Source organism: Mesorhizobium sophorae (genome assembly GCF_002270415.1).
In the GTDB taxonomy this organism is placed as follows: domain Bacteria; phylum Pseudomonadota; class Alphaproteobacteria; order Rhizobiales; family Rhizobiaceae; genus Mesorhizobium; species Mesorhizobium sophorae.
Genome location: NZ_NNRI01000021.1, coordinates 523,493 through 540,881, shown reverse-complemented (window position 1 = coordinate 540,881; position 17,389 = coordinate 523,493). Strand labels below are relative to the sequence as shown.

Sequence of the window (17,389 nt, the reverse complement as noted above, 5' to 3'; positions counted from 1 at the left end):
TACCGCAGCGGTGTGCCGCATCTTGACCAAAACGACCGCAATCAAAGAGGACTCTTATGTCAGGCGACAATTAGCCCGGAAAATTCAGTGCGCCCCGATGGCGCGTATCACCAGTGGAGGAAGGTTCCACCCAGATAGTAGTCGATTGGTCTGGTAGCTGACGAGCGGCTCGGTCGGGTAACTGGCCGGGTCGAAGCCTCGTGACAAAGGCCGCCTTGGGCGGTTGAGCAATCCGATGGGCCGTAACGTGAGTGAAGCCTGAGCAGGTCTCGAAAGTGATGATGTGGATGCCGACCCGCCTGAATTTCGGGGAAGGCCGGGCGAACGGGGAAGCAATCGACATGTGCACCCGTTCGATCCGCCGGGGTAATGGGCACGGCACGTCGGAAGGGTGATGCGGGTAACGGGGGAGACCCGCTCGGCATGAGGGTAGCGGCCTCAACGCAGCCGTCAGGGCGGCGGTGCCGGTGGGAGTCGGACAGGGTCATAATACCGCTGAAGCCGGGTAATGCCGGTGGAGGGAAGGGCCCTGACTTCTGGTGTGCTTTCGAAGTTGGTTAGGAGGGGGTGATTGGCGATGAGCCTCGAAACACCCGAAAAGATCAGGCACCTGCAGAGGAAGCTGTATCGTAAGGCGAAGGCGGAGCCCGCTTTCCGCTTCTACGTGCTTTACGACAAGATCTGCCGTGAGGACATGCTGCGCCATGCCTATGCGCTGGCCCGCGCCAATGCGGGTTCGCCGGGCGTGGACGGCGTGACATTCGCGAAGATCGAGGCGGAAGGCGCGGAGAGGTGGCTGGCGGGCCTGCGCGAGGAACTTGTCTCGAAGACCTACCGGCCGCAGCCGGTGCGACGGGTGATGATCCCGAAGCCGGGGGGCGGCGAACGTCCGCTCGGCATCCCGACCATTCGGGACCGGGTGGTTCAGACCGCCGCCAAGCTGGTGCTGGAACCGATATTCGAGGCGGACTTCGAGGATGGTGCCTATGGCTATCGGCCCAGACGCAGTGGGACCGACGCAATCAAGGAAGTGCACCGGCTTGTCTGCCGGGGCTACACGGACGTGGTAGACGCCGATTTGTCGAAATACTTCGACACGATTCCGCATTCGGACCTCCTCACATCGGTGGCCCGGCGCATTGTCGACCGGCACGTGCTGCGGCTGATCAAGCTGTGGCTGAAAGCGCCGATCGAAGAGCGGGACGGTGACGGGAAACGGCACGTGAGCGGTGGTAAGAGCAGCACGCGCGGCACGCCGCAAGGTGGGGTCGCAAGTCCGCTGCTCTCGGTCATCTACATGAACCGGTTCCTGAAACATTGGCGGCTCACCGGACGCGGCGAGGCGTTCCGTGCGCATGTCATCTCCTATGCCGATGACTTCGTCATCCTCAGCCGCGGGCACGCGGACGAGGCGCTGGCGTGGACACGTTCGGTGATGACAAAACTCGGGCTGACGCTGAACGAGGCGAAGACCTCGCTGAAGGATGCCCGCACGGAGCCTTTCGACTTCCTTGGCTATACGTTCGGACCTCACCGCTACCGGAAAGACGGCCATTGGTACCTGGGTGCGAGCCCATCCAAGAAGAGCGTGCAACGGATCAAAACGAAGATTGGCGATCACTTGGTAAACGGCAACAAAGAGCCGTGGCCCGTGGTCTGCACCCAGCTGAACAGGCTTCTGCGCGGCTGGTCAGGCTACTTTGGCTATGGAACACGCTTGCCGGCCTATCGAGCGGTCGACAACCACGTCTATGACCGTGTTCGCGCCTTCCTGCGCAAACGGCACAAGGTGCAAGGACGCGGCACACAGCGTTTCTCCGACGACATTGTCTTCGGAAAACTTGGTGTCCTGCGTCTTCGACGCGTGCACATTGGACCGCCGCCGCGTGCCTCACGATGAAACCAGTCGGAAAGCCGGATGCGGGAAATCCGCACGTCCGGTTTGATGAGCGGGGAAGGGAGACGGAGCGAGGCCAACACGGCCCAAGCCACCGCGCCCCTCCTCGACTCTACGGGGGGGTTGGCGGATGTGGTGCAAGCCGTTGAAATGACGTAGGATTTGGTTGTCGAAGCCGATCCGAACCATTTCCCGGAGACCGCACCCGCCATGAATGATCTTACGCTGCCGCTGGCCGGTTTGTCATCTGTCGGTGGCAAGTCCGTGATCGCCCGTTTCGACGGCGGCATGCTGTCGTCCAACAGTGGGGTTCTGGCTCTGGCCGAGGTGGAAAAGCGGCTGCGTGTCGCCGAGCGTCTGGCGCGCTGCATCGATGATCCGCGCTGCCCGGACCAGGTCATCCATAGCGTGGCCGATATGATCGGCTTTCGCATGAAGATGATTGCCGCCGGCTACGAGGATGGCAACGACGCCAACCGGCTGCGCTGCGATCCGATCTTCAAGATGGCCCAGGATGCGCTGCCTTCGGGTCGGGATCTGGCCTCTCAATCGACGATGTGCCGGCTGGAGAACCTGCCTGGCGTGCGGGAACTGGTCGTTATGGGCCCGTGCGATGGTCGACCTCTATTGCTCTTCCTTCCGCCAGGTTCCGAAGCGGATCGTGCTCGACATTGACGACACTTTTGACGCCGTGCATGGCGGCCAGCAATTGCGGCTGTTCAATGCCCATTACGACGAATACGGCTTCCAGCCGATTGTTGTGTTCGATGGCGACGGCCGGTTCGTCGGTGCGGTCCTGCGACCAGCGAAGCGGCCGAGCGGGGCTGAAATCCGCCCCCACCTGCGCCGCCTGGTGCGGGCGATCCGGAGCAACTGGCCGAACACCGGCATCCTTATCCGGGCCGACGGGCATTACTGCAGCCCGCAGGTCATCGACTGGTGCCGCGCCAACGATGTCGACTTCATCCTCGGCGTGGCGCCCACCACGACCCTGCGCAAGCATGTCGCGGACCTGGAGAGCAGCACGATGGCGCGTTTTGAAGTGTCATCGAAGACGAACAAGGTCCGCCGCTTCAAGGAGTTCCTGGATGGCGCCGCCAGTTGGAGCCGCGTAGAGCGCATCATCGCCCGCGTCGAGGTCGGCGCCCAAGGTGCCGATACCCGCTTCATCGTCACCAACCTTGCAAGTGGCAAGGCCAAGGCGCTCTACGAGGATGTCTACTGCCGGCGCGGCGCTGCCGAGAACCACATCAAGTCGTGGAAGACGCATCTCGCCGCCGACCGCACCTCCTGCACAAGAGCGACGGCCAACCAGTTCCGGCTATTCCTGCATGCCGGCGCCTACTGGTTGATGTGGGGCTTGCGCGCCGCGATGCCGAAACGCTCGAGCTTGCCGTCGCCCAATTCGACACGCTGCGATTGCGCCTCATCAAGATCGCCGCCCGCGTGGTCGAGATGAAAACCCAGATCCGCCTGCACCTGCCGACGTCCTGCCCCGACCAGCGCATCCTGCGCATCGTCCTCAGTCGCATCCCGCAACTCGCGACATAAACGATGGGACGCAGACGTCCCGAAACAAACCCGCCGACCTCAACCCGCAAACCCCCGCCTTCCATCACGACGGATCATCGCCGGCGCCCGACGAGGCTTGTCAAAATGCACTCCGAGGGCGGCCAGATCGCCGATGCAGGCCGCCGAAAGCCGATCGCCGTGCATCAAGCGGGTTAGCAGCCCGCAGGATGTTCCTCGCCAGGGGTTGGAAATGGCGTGATCGACCAATCGATTAAATCGACGGCACGCTGAAGTATCGCCTCGGCATCAACACGGCTGGATGAAGCGGCGATGACATGTCCGATGCAGTCTCGGTAATCGCCTTTCTTGACGATCGGCATCTTGGGTTCAACATACCACTTGACCTCTGCGACACCTGGTATGGCAGCCGCCAAAGTGTCGCCGCCGATCCAATCGAGGATGCCATCGCGATCAGCAACTAGGATCCGCGCCATTGCAGTGTGCGAATGCCTTCTCCGCAAGTCCCACTCCTCGCCGATAGCTAGCTTGATGTGTTCGGTGATGAGATCGACACCGTACGCCAAGTGAACCCGTCGAGGATTGGTTCCACCCGCAAGACGCGGATTGACCTCGATGACGACTGGACCGCGCTTCGTCCACCGGTATTCAATGCATTTAGGGCCCCAGCCGAGGCTGAGAGCTTGCAAACATTTCAGCGATATATCGGCGATACGCTCGTGCTCGTCCTCAGTCAGCGGGGCCGGAAAGATGCTCTCCCGAGCGACGAAATACGGTGGGGGACCGAAAACGCTGGCACCAATTCCAATGACCTCATTTCCCATTACCTCAGCGCAATAATAGGGGCCTTGTGCAAATTCTTCGACCAGTATCCGCGGCGAAGACCGCCAGATGTGCTTGCCGCCCAACAGGTAGTCCGTATGTTCGGCTACCTCGTCGGCAGTGCGGCACAATCGGACACCGACGCTGCCGCTGCCCACCGCAGGCTTAACTATCACCGGCAGCCCGATCTCTGCGGCCGAATTCTCTACGTCCGCTGCATTGGCCGCCAAGCGATAAGCAGGTATCGGAACGCCTGAGGCCGCGAGAAGTTGACGCTGAGCGTACTTGTCGCAGCATTGTTCAATAGCTTCCGGGTTCGGCCCCGCCAGATCGAAATGACGGCAGAGCTTGCCAACTGTCGCATAAAACGAATCCGCAGCGCTCGTGATGCCAGCGATCTCATAGGTCCCTCGGAGCCGGGAACATTCGCGGATCAGCCCATCCAGATCGTCTGTATCGACACGGATTGTCTCAACCCCTTTCGCCGCGAAATGGTCATACCGACTTGGATCGGCCGAAAGGGTAATTGGCTGAAGGCCGAGACGCTGAGCAGTCTGGACGTAGAGCAGACCCGTGCCCATTACCGTGCCTCCAATCAGGATCAGCGCTTTTGCCATTGGCTGTGGACTCCTTCAATGCGTGCCTGCGGCGGTCCGGCGGATTCTCGGCATCTTTGCAGCCGTCGCTTGACCTCGGACCTTGCCCCGAGGCTACAATCGTCAGCGACTTTGCGGTGTTAAGATCTGCGAAATTTATTTCGCAGTCTTGTTGCAATGATTGCCGTTCGAACTTTCGGGAGCGTTTTGGCAAATCGCAAAAGTAAACTGGGACACCGCGGCTCGCCGCCCTGGAATATCGCCGATCGTGTCCTCGACCGTTTTCAGGACTGACTTCGTCATGGCGTTGGCCGGGTCGAGCCGGCCAAAGACGTGGGTGAGCTCGGGAAGGCAAACCGCGGAATGGCGGCAGAGGACACCGGTAATTTCTCTGGCTTCAGTGCGGATATGACTTGTTAGCGCCGATTGGCCATCACCGTCGCCTTTGTTCAAGGAGGCGTTGAAGGCGATAGAATGGACGATCTCGATCGAGGGGAAGAACGACTTCGGTGACGTTTGTCGTCAAGAAGTCCGAATCGATAAGAGCGAGGAGCGTCTGTGCGACGGTGATCTCGGCCTGTCGATCGATGATGGCAAGAAGAGGTAGCGTCGCCTTAACATTTTCGGCGGACTTTACGGGCATGAGCCCGCACCCGCCCACCGATATTATGACGCTCCGATACAAGCGTCATCGTTTTCCTGCCGAGATCATAGCGCATGCGGCGTGGCTCGACTTCCGATTTCCACTGAGCCTGCGTCATGTGGAAGATATTCTGGCCGAGCGCGGCATCGAAGTCTCGTTCCAGACTGTCGCGGAATGGGCTGCCAAGTTCGGCCGCGGATATGCCCGCTCCATCCGGCGGCGGTCCAGGGGCAGTTTTGCCGACAAGTGGCATCTCGACGAAATGGTCGTTGCTATCAAGGGCAAGAAATTCTGGCTGTGGCGGGTCGTCGATGCCGATAGCTATGTTCTCGATGCCTTGATCCAGAGCCGCCGGAATAAGAAGGCGGCCTTGAAGCTGATGCGAAAGCTGCTGAAAGGGCAAGGCATCACGCCGCGCGTCATGATCCCCGACAAGCTCAGATCCTACGATGCGGCCAAAGGGAAATCATGCCAGGTGTCGAGCATCGATCGCATAAGGGGCTGAATAACCGAGCGGAGAATTCTCATCTGGCAGTTCGGCGGCGAGAACGAGGTATGATCCGGTTCAAGTCGGCACGACAATGCCAGCGCTTCGTTTCCATCCATGGCCCGATCGCCAACCTCTTCAATCTTCACCGGAAACATCTGATAGCCGCCGATCACCGCGACATTCGAGCCGCCGCTATGGCGGTCTGGAGGCAAATCGCTTTGTCGACAGCCGCGTGAAGAGGCCACATCGGGGCATCCCGTGCCCAACCCAAGTTAAGGCGACGCCACCGTTTTGGCAAATAAGGTAGGGCCGACGGCACGGCCACGGCCCTCCGTTTTTCTTCTTCGGCGTAAACGCTATGGAGACAATCTCTAGGTCGGCGTTGCACAATGTTGTATGCAGGTTGTCGACCTTGACCGTTCTGGGTTAATAGTAGCCTAATCCGCCGTTGAGCGAAGCCGTTTAGGCACCTCGGATGGTCTGGCCGATCATGCTAATCTGGAGCGAGGATACGGACGACTAATGCCAGTAAAAAAAGCAGCAGCGACGCAAGAGACCAGGGTTCCCCGAGAAACCGGAAGTACCCGGGTCTATGCCGAGCTTCGTCACAATATTCTGAGCATGGTGCTGCCGCCCAGCGCCCCATTGGACGAGGTAGGGTTGGGAAAACGCTTCCAACTTTCGCGGTCCCCTATTCGAGAGGCCCTGGTGCGCCTTGCCAGTGAGGGTTTGGTCGTTACGCTTCAGAACCGCAGCACGATCGTAGCTCCTCTCGATTTCCGGAGCGTGCCCGAATTCCTGGATGCTTTGGATCTTCTGCAACGCGCTACTCATCGGTCAGCTGCCATTTGTCGCTCTCAGCGGGACGTAGAGGAAATCGAAGCTACACTTGTGGTATACGAGAGGAAGGCGATGCTCAGTTTCGATACCGGCGACTGGTTGCCTATGATCGAAGGTAACTACGATTTTCATATCCGGATCGCGCAGGCGGGCCGCAACCAGTATTATGCGGGATTTTATAAGCGAATCCTGGAGGAAGGGCGACGGATGCTCTACTTTCACAGTGAATTCCTCTTCAAGAGCCTAGGTTCCACAGTAGAGCGCCTGAACCAGCATCATCGAGAAATGGTCGAAGCCATCCTCATTCAAGATGCAGACGAGGCCGAACGCCTTGCCCACGAACATGCGAGGCAGTTCAAGGGAGACTTCCTGGAATACATGGAGCGGAGCATCACCTCGAAAATGAGAATCGCCTCCTAATGGGAGCCCTGTTCAAGCTTGTCACTTGACTGTCGACCGAATGTCGATTTATGCCCACTTCGATCGACAACGGCGCGATCTTTGATCGGCGAGCTTGAGGGACTTTCATGGAAAATAGCACGGAGGCCCGCGCGGTTGGAGTCGTTGGCGCTGGCATCGTCGGGGTTGCATTAGCGTTTTTGCTGTCCAGGCGAGGCTTTGTCGTAACACTTATCGATCGCGACGCTCCCGGAAGAACCGGACCATCCTTCGGGAATGCAGGACATATTGCGGGATCGGAGATATTTCCGATCAGCAATCCCGGCATTCTAGGAACCGCAATCCGCATGCTGGCCGCCCCAAATGCTCCGTTGAAGATCGATCCATTCTATGCTCCTAGGCTAGCGCCTTGGCTGTATCGCTTCTACCTCAGTGGTCGGCAAAAGGCCTACAAAAGGGCGACCGAAGCGCTGACGCTGCTTAGCGCCAAGGCACTGCCTTCCACCAAAGCGTTGCTCGCGGAAGCCGGACTCGGGAACATGGTTCGGCATGCGCCTGCGCTCTATCTTTATGAGTCGAGGCATTCTTTAGAAAACGCCATCCCGAACTGGCGCGCGAAACTCGAACGGGGCCACAGCTACACAGTTATTGCCGACCGGCGCGATCTCGCCGAACTTGAGCCATCCCTTTCTCGCGAGTTTGCGGGCGCCATCTTGTCTGATGACTGGGGTGCAGTGACCGATCCGTATGATGTGGTGACGGACCTGTTTCAAGCTGCGATTGGCAGCGGCGTCGAATATCGGCGTGCAAACGTGGAAGCGATACATCCAGCAGAGCACACGATCACCGTTAAGGGCGAGGGGAAGGCGTTCAACTTCGATAAGGTTGTGATTGCATGTGGCGCGCACACACCCTTGCTTGCCCGTCAAATTGGCGACCACCTTCCAATTGAGGCAGAAGGTGGTTACAACTACACCTACCCGGCCTCTGGTCTAGAACTGAACCATCCGCTCATCCTCGCTGACCGAGGAATCGCTGCGACGAGCCTTTTAAGAGGTCTTAGGGTGGGTGGGTGGGCCGTGTTTGCGGGTCTAAATTCCGAGCCGAAACAAGCCTATTTCGATCGCATCGAAAAAATAGCAATACGCACTTTTCCGGGCTTGCGCACTCATGGTGGTCAGCCTTGGTCAGGCCTTCGCCCTTCGACACCGGATTCAGTACCGATTATCTCACGATCTGCAAGAGCGAAGGGGATATTCTACTCGGCGGGCCACGGCCATTGCGGACTGAGCTTGGCCGCGGCCTCGGCGGAGATCATGTTGGAACTGCTGAGAGGAAATCAACAAGCTGGCCAGCCGTTCGCGATCGATCGCTTCGAACGTCCGGGGTGATCCCGCTATTGTTCCAGGCCCACGAAGGACGCCGGCGTCCACAGGATCAGGACGCGGCGTCCACAAGCTATGCTGGAACGTTGAGCCCAGCCGGCCTGCAAGTCGAAGTAAGCGGGTGAAGAGCTGTATCAGCAGCGCGCGTCCTAGCCCGGAAAATTCAGTGCGCCCCGATGGCGCGTATCACCAGTGGAGGAAGGTTCCACCCAGATAGTAGTCGATTGGTCTGGTAGCTGACGAGCGGCTCGGTCGGGTAACTGGCCGGGTCGAAGCCTCGTGACAAAGGCCGCCTTGGGCGGTTGAGCAATCCGATGGGCCGTAACGTGAGTGAAGCCTGAGCAGGTCTCGAAAGTGATGATGTGGATGCCGACCCGCCTGAATTTCGGGGAAGGCCGGGCGAACGGGGAAGCAATCGACATGTGCACCCGTTCGATCCGCCGGGGTAATGGGCACGGCACGTCGGAAGGGTGATGCGGGTAACGGGGGAGACCCGCTCGGCATGAGGGTAGCGGCCTCAACGCAGCCGTCAGGGCGGCGGTGCCGGTGGGAGTCGGACAGGGTCATAATACCGCTGAAGCCGGGTAATGCCGGTGGAGGGAAGGGCCCTGACTTCTGGTGTGCTTTCGAAGTTGGTTAGGAGGGGGTGATTGGCGATGAGCCTCGAAACACCCGAAAAGATCAGGCACCTGCAGAGGAAGCTGTATCGTAAGGCGAAGGCGGAGCCCGCTTTCCGCTTCTACGTGCTTTACGACAAGATCTGCCGTGAGGACATGCTGCGCCATGCCTATGCGCTGGCCCGCGCCAATGCGGGTTCGCCGGGCGTGGACGGCGTGACATTCGCGAAGATCGAGGCGGAAGGCGCGGAGAGGTGGCTGGCGGGCCTGCGCGAGGAACTTGTCTCGAAGACCTACCGGCCGCAGCCGGTGCGACGGGTGATGATCCCGAAGCCGGGGGGCGGCGAACGTCCGCTCGGCATCCCGACCATTCGGGACCGGGTGGTTCAGACCGCCGCCAAGCTGGTGCTGGAACCGATATTCGAGGCGGACTTCGAGGATGGTGCCTATGGCTATCGGCCCAGACGCAGTGGGACCGACGCAATCAAGGAAGTGCACCGGCTTGTCTGCCGGGGCTACACGGACGTGGTAGACGCCGATTTGTCGAAATACTTCGACACGATTCCGCATTCGGACCTCCTCACATCGGTGGCCCGGCGCATTGTCGACCGGCACGTGCTGCGGCTGATCAAGCTGTGGCTGAAAGCGCCGATCGAAGAGCGGGACGGTGACGGGAAACGGCACGTGAGCGGTGGTAAGAGCAGCACGCGCGGCACGCCGCAAGGTGGGGTCGCAAGTCCGCTGCTCTCGGTCATCTACATGAACCGGTTCCTGAAACATTGGCGGCTCACCGGACGCGGCGAGGCGTTCCGTGCGCATGTCATCTCCTATGCCGATGACTTCGTCATCCTCAGCCGCGGGCACGCGGACGAGGCGCTGGCGTGGACACGTTCGGTGATGACAAAACTCGGGCTGACGCTGAACGAGGCGAAGACCTCGCTGAAGGATGCCCGCACGGAGCCTTTCGACTTCCTTGGCTATACGTTCGGACCTCACCGCTACCGGAAAGACGGCCATTGGTACCTGGGTGCGAGCCCATCCAAGAAGAGCGTGCAACGGATCAAAACGAAGATTGGCGATCACTTGGTAAACGGCAACAAAGAGCCGTGGCCCGTGGTCTGCACCCAGCTGAACAGGCTTCTGCGCGGCTGGTCAGGCTACTTTGGCTATGGAACACGCTTGCCGGCCTATCGAGCGGTCGACAACCACGTCTATGACCGTGTTCGCGCCTTCCTGCGCAAACGGCACAAGGTGCAAGGACGCGGCACACAGCGTTTCTCCGACGACATTGTCTTCGGAAAACTTGGTGTCCTGCGTCTTCGACGCGTGCACATTGGACCGCCGCCGCGTGCCTCACGATGAAACCAGTCGGAAAGCCGGATGCGGGAAATCCGCACGTCCGGTTTGATGAGCGGGGAAGGGAGACGGAGCGAGGCCAACACGGCCCAAGCCACCGCGCCCCTCCTCGACTCTACGGGGGGGTTGGCGGATGTGGTGCAAGCCGTTGAAATGACGTAGGATTTGGTTGTCGAAGCCGATCCGAACCATTTCCCGGAGACCGCACCCGCCATGAATGATCTTACGCTGCCGCTGGCCGGTTTGTCATCTGTCGGTGGCAAGTCCGTGATCGCCCGTTTCGACGGCGGCATGCTGTCGTCCAACAGTGGGGTTCTGGCTCTGGCCGAGGTGGAAAAGCGGCTGCGTGTCGCCGAGCGTCTGGCGCGCTGCATCGATGATCCGCGCTGCCCGGACCAGGTCATCCATAGCGTGGCCGATATGATCGGCTTTCGCATGAAGATGATTGCCGCCGGCTACGAGGATGGCAACGACGCCAACCGGCTGCGCTGCGATCCGATCTTCAAGATGGCCCAGGATGCGCTGCCTTCGGGTCGGGATCTGGCCTCTCAATCGACGATGTGCCGGCTGGAGAACCTGCCTGGCGTGCGGGAACTGGTCGCCATGGGCCGGGCGATGGTCGACCTTTACTGAGCCTCGTTGCGGCATCGTGCTTGACATCGACGATACGTTTGACGCCGCGCACGGCGGCCAGCAGCTTCGTCTCCGCCCGATTGCAACAGGTAGGCTGGATCAAGATCGTCGGTCACAACTGCTGACGTATATCCGGCTTCCTCATGCGGCTGGACAACGTCTTCGCCGCGAGCCCCGATGGATTTTCGCGCGCTTCCACCTCATCGGCCCCTAGACATTGGCCGAAGCCAAGCCGGTCCACACACCAGGTTCGGGAAGCGACGGGATGACCGTTTCACCATCTCCTGGCATTTTGCTGCAATTGCCGGGGTGAGACCTCCTTCTGTTGTTTTCCTTTCGTTTGCCGCTTCGCCCTCAAGCTGCTTTCACCGACTGTGCGGGCTCGTAGAATGTGCCACCCGAGAGGATGGCCCACACGACCCTCGCATTCTTGTTGGCGAGCGCGACAGCCGCGACGTTGGGGTGTCGTCTTTGCCGCAGCTTACTGAGCCAGAGGCTTCGTGGATCCTGCTTGCCGGCTGCTTTGCCAAGCGCAGCACGAGCCCCATGGATCATCAATGTGCGCAGATAGCGATCGCCCCGCTTGCTGATGCCGAATAGCCGGGCTCGCCCTCCGCTGGATCGTTGTTTGGGTACCGGCCAAGCCAGGCCGCGAACTGACGGCCATTTTTGAAGCAGGTTCTATCGCCTACGGCAGCGATCAAGGCGGTTGCCGTCACGGGGCCGATGCCTTCGATCTTCCCAAGCCGTTGGCACTGCTCGCTGGTGCGGAAGATTTCCCGTATCCGCCGATCATAAATTGCAATGCGATCGTCGAGCTCGGCCAATTCCGTCTGCAGCTCCCTCGTCAGCGACCGGACCATCTCGCTGAGTCCGTCATCATCATTCCCCACGATGACGGCGAGGCCGCGCCGCAGCTGCGAGATATCGCGGGGAATGACGATCCCGTGCTCGGAAAGAAGGCCGCGAATCTGGTTCACAAGCCGAACTCGATCGGCGACCAGACGCCGACGAATGCGATGAACGGCCTGGACCGCCAGCTGATCAGTCGATTTCGGCGGCACAAAGCGCATCGAAGGCCGATCACACGGGTACGGTGCGGTCATATGTCCGGCCTTTCAGCGCGGTTCAGGACCGCTGGCCCCGATGAAGTCCGCGATACGAGGGGCTGATCAACGAACGCGCTGTGAGCGCATTGAGTCACGCGGCCTCTCTCGCCTCGGGATTTCGTCCCATGGAATCATCGTCTGTTTCGTGCACCTCACCTCTGCCGGCTACCGCGCCGGTCAGTTCGTTCGGGTTGTCTTTCGGCTCAAGCGTTCGCTGTGCTGTTTGCCGCTTCAAGACCCCGGTATGTCCCTCCTTTGGTCAGAAGCGCCCAGATGATCCGCGCGCCATCTTGTTGGCGAGCGCGACGGCCACGACCTTAAAAGGCCGGCGCGCCAGAAGCGAGCTCAGCCATTTGGGCGCTTTGACGTTGCCCCGCGCGTGTCGCAAAACAGAAGTTGCACCGAGCACCAGCAGAGAGCGAAGCTCCGGATTGCCCATCTTCGATATTCCTCCCAGCCGCTCTTTGCCTCCGCTGGAATGGGATTCGGCGTCAATCCCAACCAGGCGGCGAAGTGACGCCCGGATTTGAACCCGCCGGGATCCGAAACAAGCGCCTTGATGGTTGCAGCCGTGATGGCGCCAACACCCGGTATCGTAGCCAGTCGTCGCATATCCTCGTCTCGTTTCGCCTCGGCAATGATTTCCCGCTCGATCTTGTCGACCTGCTCCTTCAGCGCCTCGATCTGATCGGCGAGGGCCGACAGGGCCAAGCGAGCCGCCTTCGGCAGGCGGGCGTCGGTCTCGTCGCGCACGATCTCGATCAGGCCAGCAATCTTCGCCGTACCTATACCGGCGACGATGCACAATTCCGACAGATGCGCACGAAGAGCATTGATTGCCTGGGTTTGCTGGCGGACCAGAAGCCCACGCGCCTTCAACACCATCGCGGCAGCCTGCTGTTCGGCCGATTTGATCTGAACGAAGCGCATGGTCTTGCGGGTCACCTTCTCGCTGATCGCTTCAGCGTCGGCCGCATCTGTCTTGCCGCGTTTCACTAATCACGAGGTCCCCGTAATGCGGAGGAGCGCGGCCTGATTGGCGGATTTTCGCCGATTTCTGATCGGCTTGCTTTGCATTATTCTGTGCCGAACCTCTGCGGGTCAATCGACCAACAGAGGACCCGACAATGCCGGATAGCCGTCACGAACTAATCGACGCACTCAATTCCTCGCTTATCATATCAGTAAGCAATACAGCCCGGTCGTGGCGAGGAACTACTGCACCTACGCATCTGGATTTCTCGATTATCTGGGACAGCGGGGCATTTCGATCACTGACGTGATCGACCTGCAGGTGGAGCAATACCTGCGGCACGCGATCGTACTGTTCGAAAAACAGCGTGGTCGACGTCCCAGCGCGCGCTGGCACGAGGTCCCGCGTTCCGGAATTCACGCGCTGCTGCGGCTTGTTCACGGCCAATGGCCGCCAGCTATCAAGCCTACCTGTGTGGCCGATGAGGTCCGATTTTCAATCTGCGACGCATACGAACTCTGGCTGCGTGAGGAACGCGGGTTGGCTTGCTCCAGCGTCGCAGCATTAATGTGGGAAGCCCGGAACTTCCTTGCCTGGCAGATCGATCACGGCATCGACGGATCGACGGGCCTCAGCATCAGTGACGTTGACGGTTACATGGATTTGCGCGCGCCGAAACTGACGCGCTGCTCGCTGAAGGCTGTAGCCGAGCGGCTTCGCTCGCTGCTGCGTTATCTCCACACCACAGGTCGCGTCACGACGGACCTGTCAGGGCACATCATTGCGCCGATGCTTTACGCATATGAAGGAGTACCTTCGGTCCTGGACCGCAGCCAGATCGTGACCGTGCTGGAGAGCGCGAAGAAGGACAAGACATCAGCAGGGTTGCGAGACCATGCGATTTTGCAACTCCTTGCAACATATGGGCTACGGTCTGGAGAGATCCGCCATCTACGGATAGAGGACATCGACTGGCGGACGGAAGCCATCCATGTTCGTCACCACAAGACGCGAGCCAGCACATCCTTGCCCCTGATGGAGCCGGTCGGCGAAGCGGTGCTCTCCTATCTGCGTTCCGGACGACCCCTGACGGACGCCAGAGAGATCTTCATCCGCACGCGCGCGCCCTATCGCAAGCTCGACAAGCTTTACAGCGTTGTTCGCCGGCGGCTCCGTGACGCTGGCGTCCAACCGCCTGGTAAGTGTGGACCCCATATCTTCCGTCATGCGCGCGCGGTTGAGATGCTGCGGGTCGCGGTGCCTCAAAAGATCATCGGCGACGTGCTGGGGCACCGCTCGACAGGATCGACGGCTCCCTATCTCAAGCTCGCCACCGAGGACCTCAGGGCCATTGCGCTTGATGTGCCGGGAATGGAGGTGGCGGCATGACCGCCCGCTGGCCCGATCCCGACCGCGCGACCATTGACCGATATGTCGCGAGCCTTGGTCTGCGCAGCATGAAAAGCCGAACCAGTTATCGACAGGTCTTGCATGGCTTCCAGGATGTCACCGAACGTCACCAGGCGCTCAATCAGGAGGTGCTGCTGGCCTGGCTACGAGAATCAGCCATTCGCCGGGCGACATCCACGCTCTTGCACCGCACCCGCATCATTGACCGGTTCCTCGAGCGCCTGGTGGAAATCGGCGCGATCGAACACAATCCCGTCGTCGCTCTGCGCGATGAGTGCAATATCAAGCAGTGCATGCCGATCTGGAGGGCATTGGCGTCGCGGGATCCGGAACGGGCTCTTGCCGAACTGCGCCAGCCCAGGCCGTTCTGCAGCGTGCTGGGCGAAATGATGGCCGAGCATGTCGCGATGATGCGGCGCAGAGGATACAAATACACTTCGCAACCCCTGTTGCTCTTGCGGTTCGACCGGTTCCTGCAGTTGCATCCGGGACCGGAAACCGAACCTCTGAGCGCCATGATCGATCGATGGGCGGCAACGAATGTCACGCGGGACCACGCGGAGGAAAGCGAAAAGCTCAAGCGCGTCTTTGCGAGAATCCTTCGTCACCGTGACCCGTCGATGCCTGTGCGGCGACCGGATCCGAGACCGAGGAAGGAGGCCGCCAAGCAATGGCGAAAGCCCCATATCTACTCGCCTGCCGACGTGCGACGGATGCTCGACGTCGCACGTACCTATCCGTCTCCACGGGTGCCGCTTCGGCCGCTGAGCATGTACACGATGCTGCTGCTGGCTTATTGCGCAGGCTTACGGCGCGGCGAGCTTGCCCGTCTCGATCTTGGTGACGTTGACCTGCGGGCCGGTACGATAACCATCCGGCAGACCAAGTTCTTCAAGACCCGGATCCTGCCGCTACCCGACAGCGTTATAGCCGAGCTCCGGGCCTACATCGATGCGCGACGGCGTGCCGGTGGATCACAGGACGCGCGCTCCGGCCTGTTCTGGCACGAGCGAGGCGATGGCCATTACACGCCGGAAATGATCACCTGGTTGCTTGCTGACGTCATACGCCGCGCTGGGTTGAAGCCATTGCGAGGAAAAACGGGTCCCCGCGTTCATGACCTGCGCCACTCGATGGTCGTGAACAGGATCCTCGAATGGTACCGGACGGGCATCAATCCACAGGACCGCCTGCCGTTCCTCGCGACCTACCTCGGCCATCGGGATATCAACTCCACCCTGGTCTACATCACCGTGACGCAAGACCTGCTGCATTACGCAAATGAGCGGTTCCGGGCAATTGGCGCATCATGTCTCAACCTGGGGCAGGAGGTGGGGTCATGAGCAGGGCTGATCGGTTCCCAGACCTGATGCGCGCGTTCTTCTACGAATGGCTGGTCGAGCAGCGCAACGCGTCCATCCATACGGTTCGATCATACCGCGACACCTGGCGGTTGTTGCTCCGATTCGTCGCCCAGCGCGCTGGGAAGAAGGTGGCGATGATCACGCTGATCGATCTGGCCGCCAGCGAGGTCGCTGCGTTCCTCAGTCACGCCGAACATGAACGCGGCGGTACGATCGGCACGCGCAATTGCCGGCTTGCCGCGATCCGCAGCTTCTTCCACTTCGTGGCAACCAGGGATCCCGGATCGATCGCGCAATGCGTGGAAATCCTCAACATACCGATCAAGCGGGCTCCGGTGTCGGAACCGAGCTATTTAGATCCGGCGGAAGTGACGGCGATCCTCGGTCAGCCAGACCGTTCGACCGTTGAGGGCATGCGGGATCATGCGCTGCTCTCACTCCTCTACAACAGCGGCGCACGAATACAGGAAGCGCTCGACCTGTGCCCCGAAGCAATCCGGTTCGAAAGCCCGAACTGCGTGCGTCTGATCGGCAAGGGCCGGAAGGAACGTATCTGCCCGCTCTGGCCGGAAACCGTGATGTTGCTGAAGAAACTGCTTGAGCGGCAACCACGGGCGCCCGACCAGCGGCTGTTCGTCAACCGCTATGGTGAGCCCCTAAGCGCCTCGGGGGTCCGGTTCAAGCTCGCCGCCTACGTGAAGGCGGCGGCCAAAACCATGCCGACGCTGCGCGCCAAGCACGTAACGCCACACGCCTTCCGGCACGCCACCGCCGTGCACCTCATCTCGGCGGGCGTCGACGTTACGGTCATCCGAAGTTGGCTCGGCCATGTGAGCCTCGATACAACCAACCACTATGCCAGGGCCAATCTGGAAACGAAGCGGAAAGCCCTGGAAAAGGTCGCCGTTCCAGCCATACCCGGCGGCCAGCCTTCTTGGAAGCGCGATGCAAGCGTGCTCGCCTGGCTGGATACGCTCTGAAATAATGTGGAGGAACATGGACAAAACCAACGAGAATCCGCCAATCAGGCCGCGCTCCTCCGCATTACGGGGACCTCGTGATTATGCAGAGCGTTTTTAGCTTGGCGTCGCGCAGAAAGGCGGCTGGCGAGAGCGCGCTGTGGTGGATCGCGACGGTGAGCTAAAAACGTGTTGGACTAAGCCGCCGGCACAGGTGGCCGCTATGGGCGTTCAATTGAGGCCGTGCCCATGAACCGGCATGGCGTGGGCGCGGATGCGGTCGTGGACGCGGCGATTGCAGGGGTCGGTGCGCCGAAAGCGGCACGGATATCGGTTGCGGCAAGGTGAGGACCGGCGCCGCGCCCT

Annotated in this window: 9 protein-coding genes and 5 pseudogenes; 10 read left to right on the top strand and 4 right to left on the bottom strand. The window is 60.4% G+C overall.

Translation table 11 applies throughout. The features are described from left to right. Positions 1 to 694: 694 nt before the first annotated feature. Entirely contained in the window at positions 695 to 1,900 is a 1,206-nt protein-coding gene (gene ltrA, locus CGZ66_RS30820; RefSeq protein WP_245331306.1) for a group II intron reverse transcriptase/maturase, read from the top strand. 207 nt (positions 1,901 to 2,107) lie between these two features. Then, positions 2,108 to 3,448, top strand: a pseudogene (locus tag CGZ66_RS30815) (IS1380 family transposase). Positions 3,449 to 3,621: 173 nt separating this feature from the next. Here CGZ66_RS30815 and CGZ66_RS30810 read toward each other — a convergent pair. Further along, the gene (locus CGZ66_RS30810; RefSeq protein ID WP_206073814.1) at positions 3,622 to 4,866 is read right to left on the bottom strand and encodes an ATP-grasp domain-containing protein; all 1,245 of its coding nucleotides are present in this window, start codon (positions 4,864 to 4,866) and stop codon (positions 3,622 to 3,624) included. A gap of 135 nt (positions 4,867 to 5,001) precedes the next feature. Next, positions 5,002 to 5,298: a hypothetical protein gene (locus CGZ66_RS39545; protein ID WP_143748904.1), complete on the bottom strand. Its 297-nt coding sequence runs from the start codon at positions 5,296 to 5,298 to the stop codon at positions 5,002 to 5,004. 188 nt (positions 5,299 to 5,486) lie between these two features. Between CGZ66_RS39545 and CGZ66_RS30800 the strand changes: the two are divergent. The 5 genes and pseudogenes from CGZ66_RS30800 to CGZ66_RS30780 form a co-directional block, all read left to right on the top strand. Beyond that, positions 5,487 to 6,214: pseudogene (locus tag CGZ66_RS30800) on the top strand (IS6 family transposase). 286 nt (positions 6,215 to 6,500) lie between these two features. Continuing rightward, positions 6,501 to 7,238, top strand: coding sequence for a GntR family transcriptional regulator (locus CGZ66_RS30795; protein ID WP_095090471.1), 738 nt, complete (start codon positions 6,501 to 6,503; stop codon positions 7,236 to 7,238). Between the two features lie 107 nt (positions 7,239 to 7,345). Next, entirely contained in the window at positions 7,346 to 8,608 is a 1,263-nt protein-coding gene (locus CGZ66_RS30790) for an NAD(P)/FAD-dependent oxidoreductase (RefSeq protein WP_095090470.1), read from the top strand. A gap of 767 nt (positions 8,609 to 9,375) precedes the next feature. After that, complete coding sequence (ltrA, locus tag CGZ66_RS30785) at positions 9,376 to 10,581, top strand: group II intron reverse transcriptase/maturase (RefSeq protein ID WP_245331306.1); 1,206 nt, start codon at positions 9,376 to 9,378, stop codon at positions 10,579 to 10,581. A 207-nt stretch (positions 10,582 to 10,788) separates the two neighbouring features. Further along, a pseudogene (locus CGZ66_RS30780) lies at positions 10,789 to 11,281 on the top strand (transposase); the annotation flags it as partial. Between the two features lie 281 nt (positions 11,282 to 11,562). On the opposite strand, the pseudogene CGZ66_RS30775 reads toward CGZ66_RS30780, so the two are convergent. Both CGZ66_RS30775 and CGZ66_RS30770 read right to left on the bottom strand, forming a co-directional pair. Further along, positions 11,563 to 12,290, bottom strand: a pseudogene (locus tag CGZ66_RS30775) (IS110 family RNA-guided transposase); the annotation flags it as partial. Positions 12,291 to 12,576: 286 nt separating this feature from the next. Further along, a pseudogene (locus tag CGZ66_RS30770) lies at positions 12,577 to 13,247 on the bottom strand (IS110 family RNA-guided transposase). Positions 13,248 to 13,596: 349 nt separating this feature from the next. On the opposite strand from CGZ66_RS30770, the gene CGZ66_RS30765 reads away from it, so the two are divergent. From CGZ66_RS30765 to CGZ66_RS30755, 3 genes are read left to right on the top strand one after another with little or no spacing between them, the layout of a single operon-like run. Continuing rightward, a complete protein-coding gene (locus tag CGZ66_RS30765; protein ID WP_280952837.1) occupies positions 13,597 to 14,679 on the top strand; it encodes a site-specific integrase in 1,083 nt (360 codons plus the stop codon). Continuing rightward, on the top strand, positions 14,676 to 16,043 hold the full coding sequence (locus CGZ66_RS30760; protein ID WP_095090467.1) for a tyrosine-type recombinase/integrase: 1,368 nt from the start codon (positions 14,676 to 14,678) through the stop codon (positions 16,041 to 16,043). The genes CGZ66_RS30765 and CGZ66_RS30760 overlap by 4 nt, the downstream gene beginning before the upstream one ends. Continuing rightward, positions 16,040 to 17,044, top strand: coding sequence for a site-specific integrase (locus CGZ66_RS30755; RefSeq protein ID WP_095090466.1), 1,005 nt, complete (start codon positions 16,040 to 16,042; stop codon positions 17,042 to 17,044). Before CGZ66_RS30760 ends, CGZ66_RS30755 begins: the two co-directional genes overlap by 4 nt. Positions 17,045 to 17,389 lie beyond the last annotated feature (345 nt).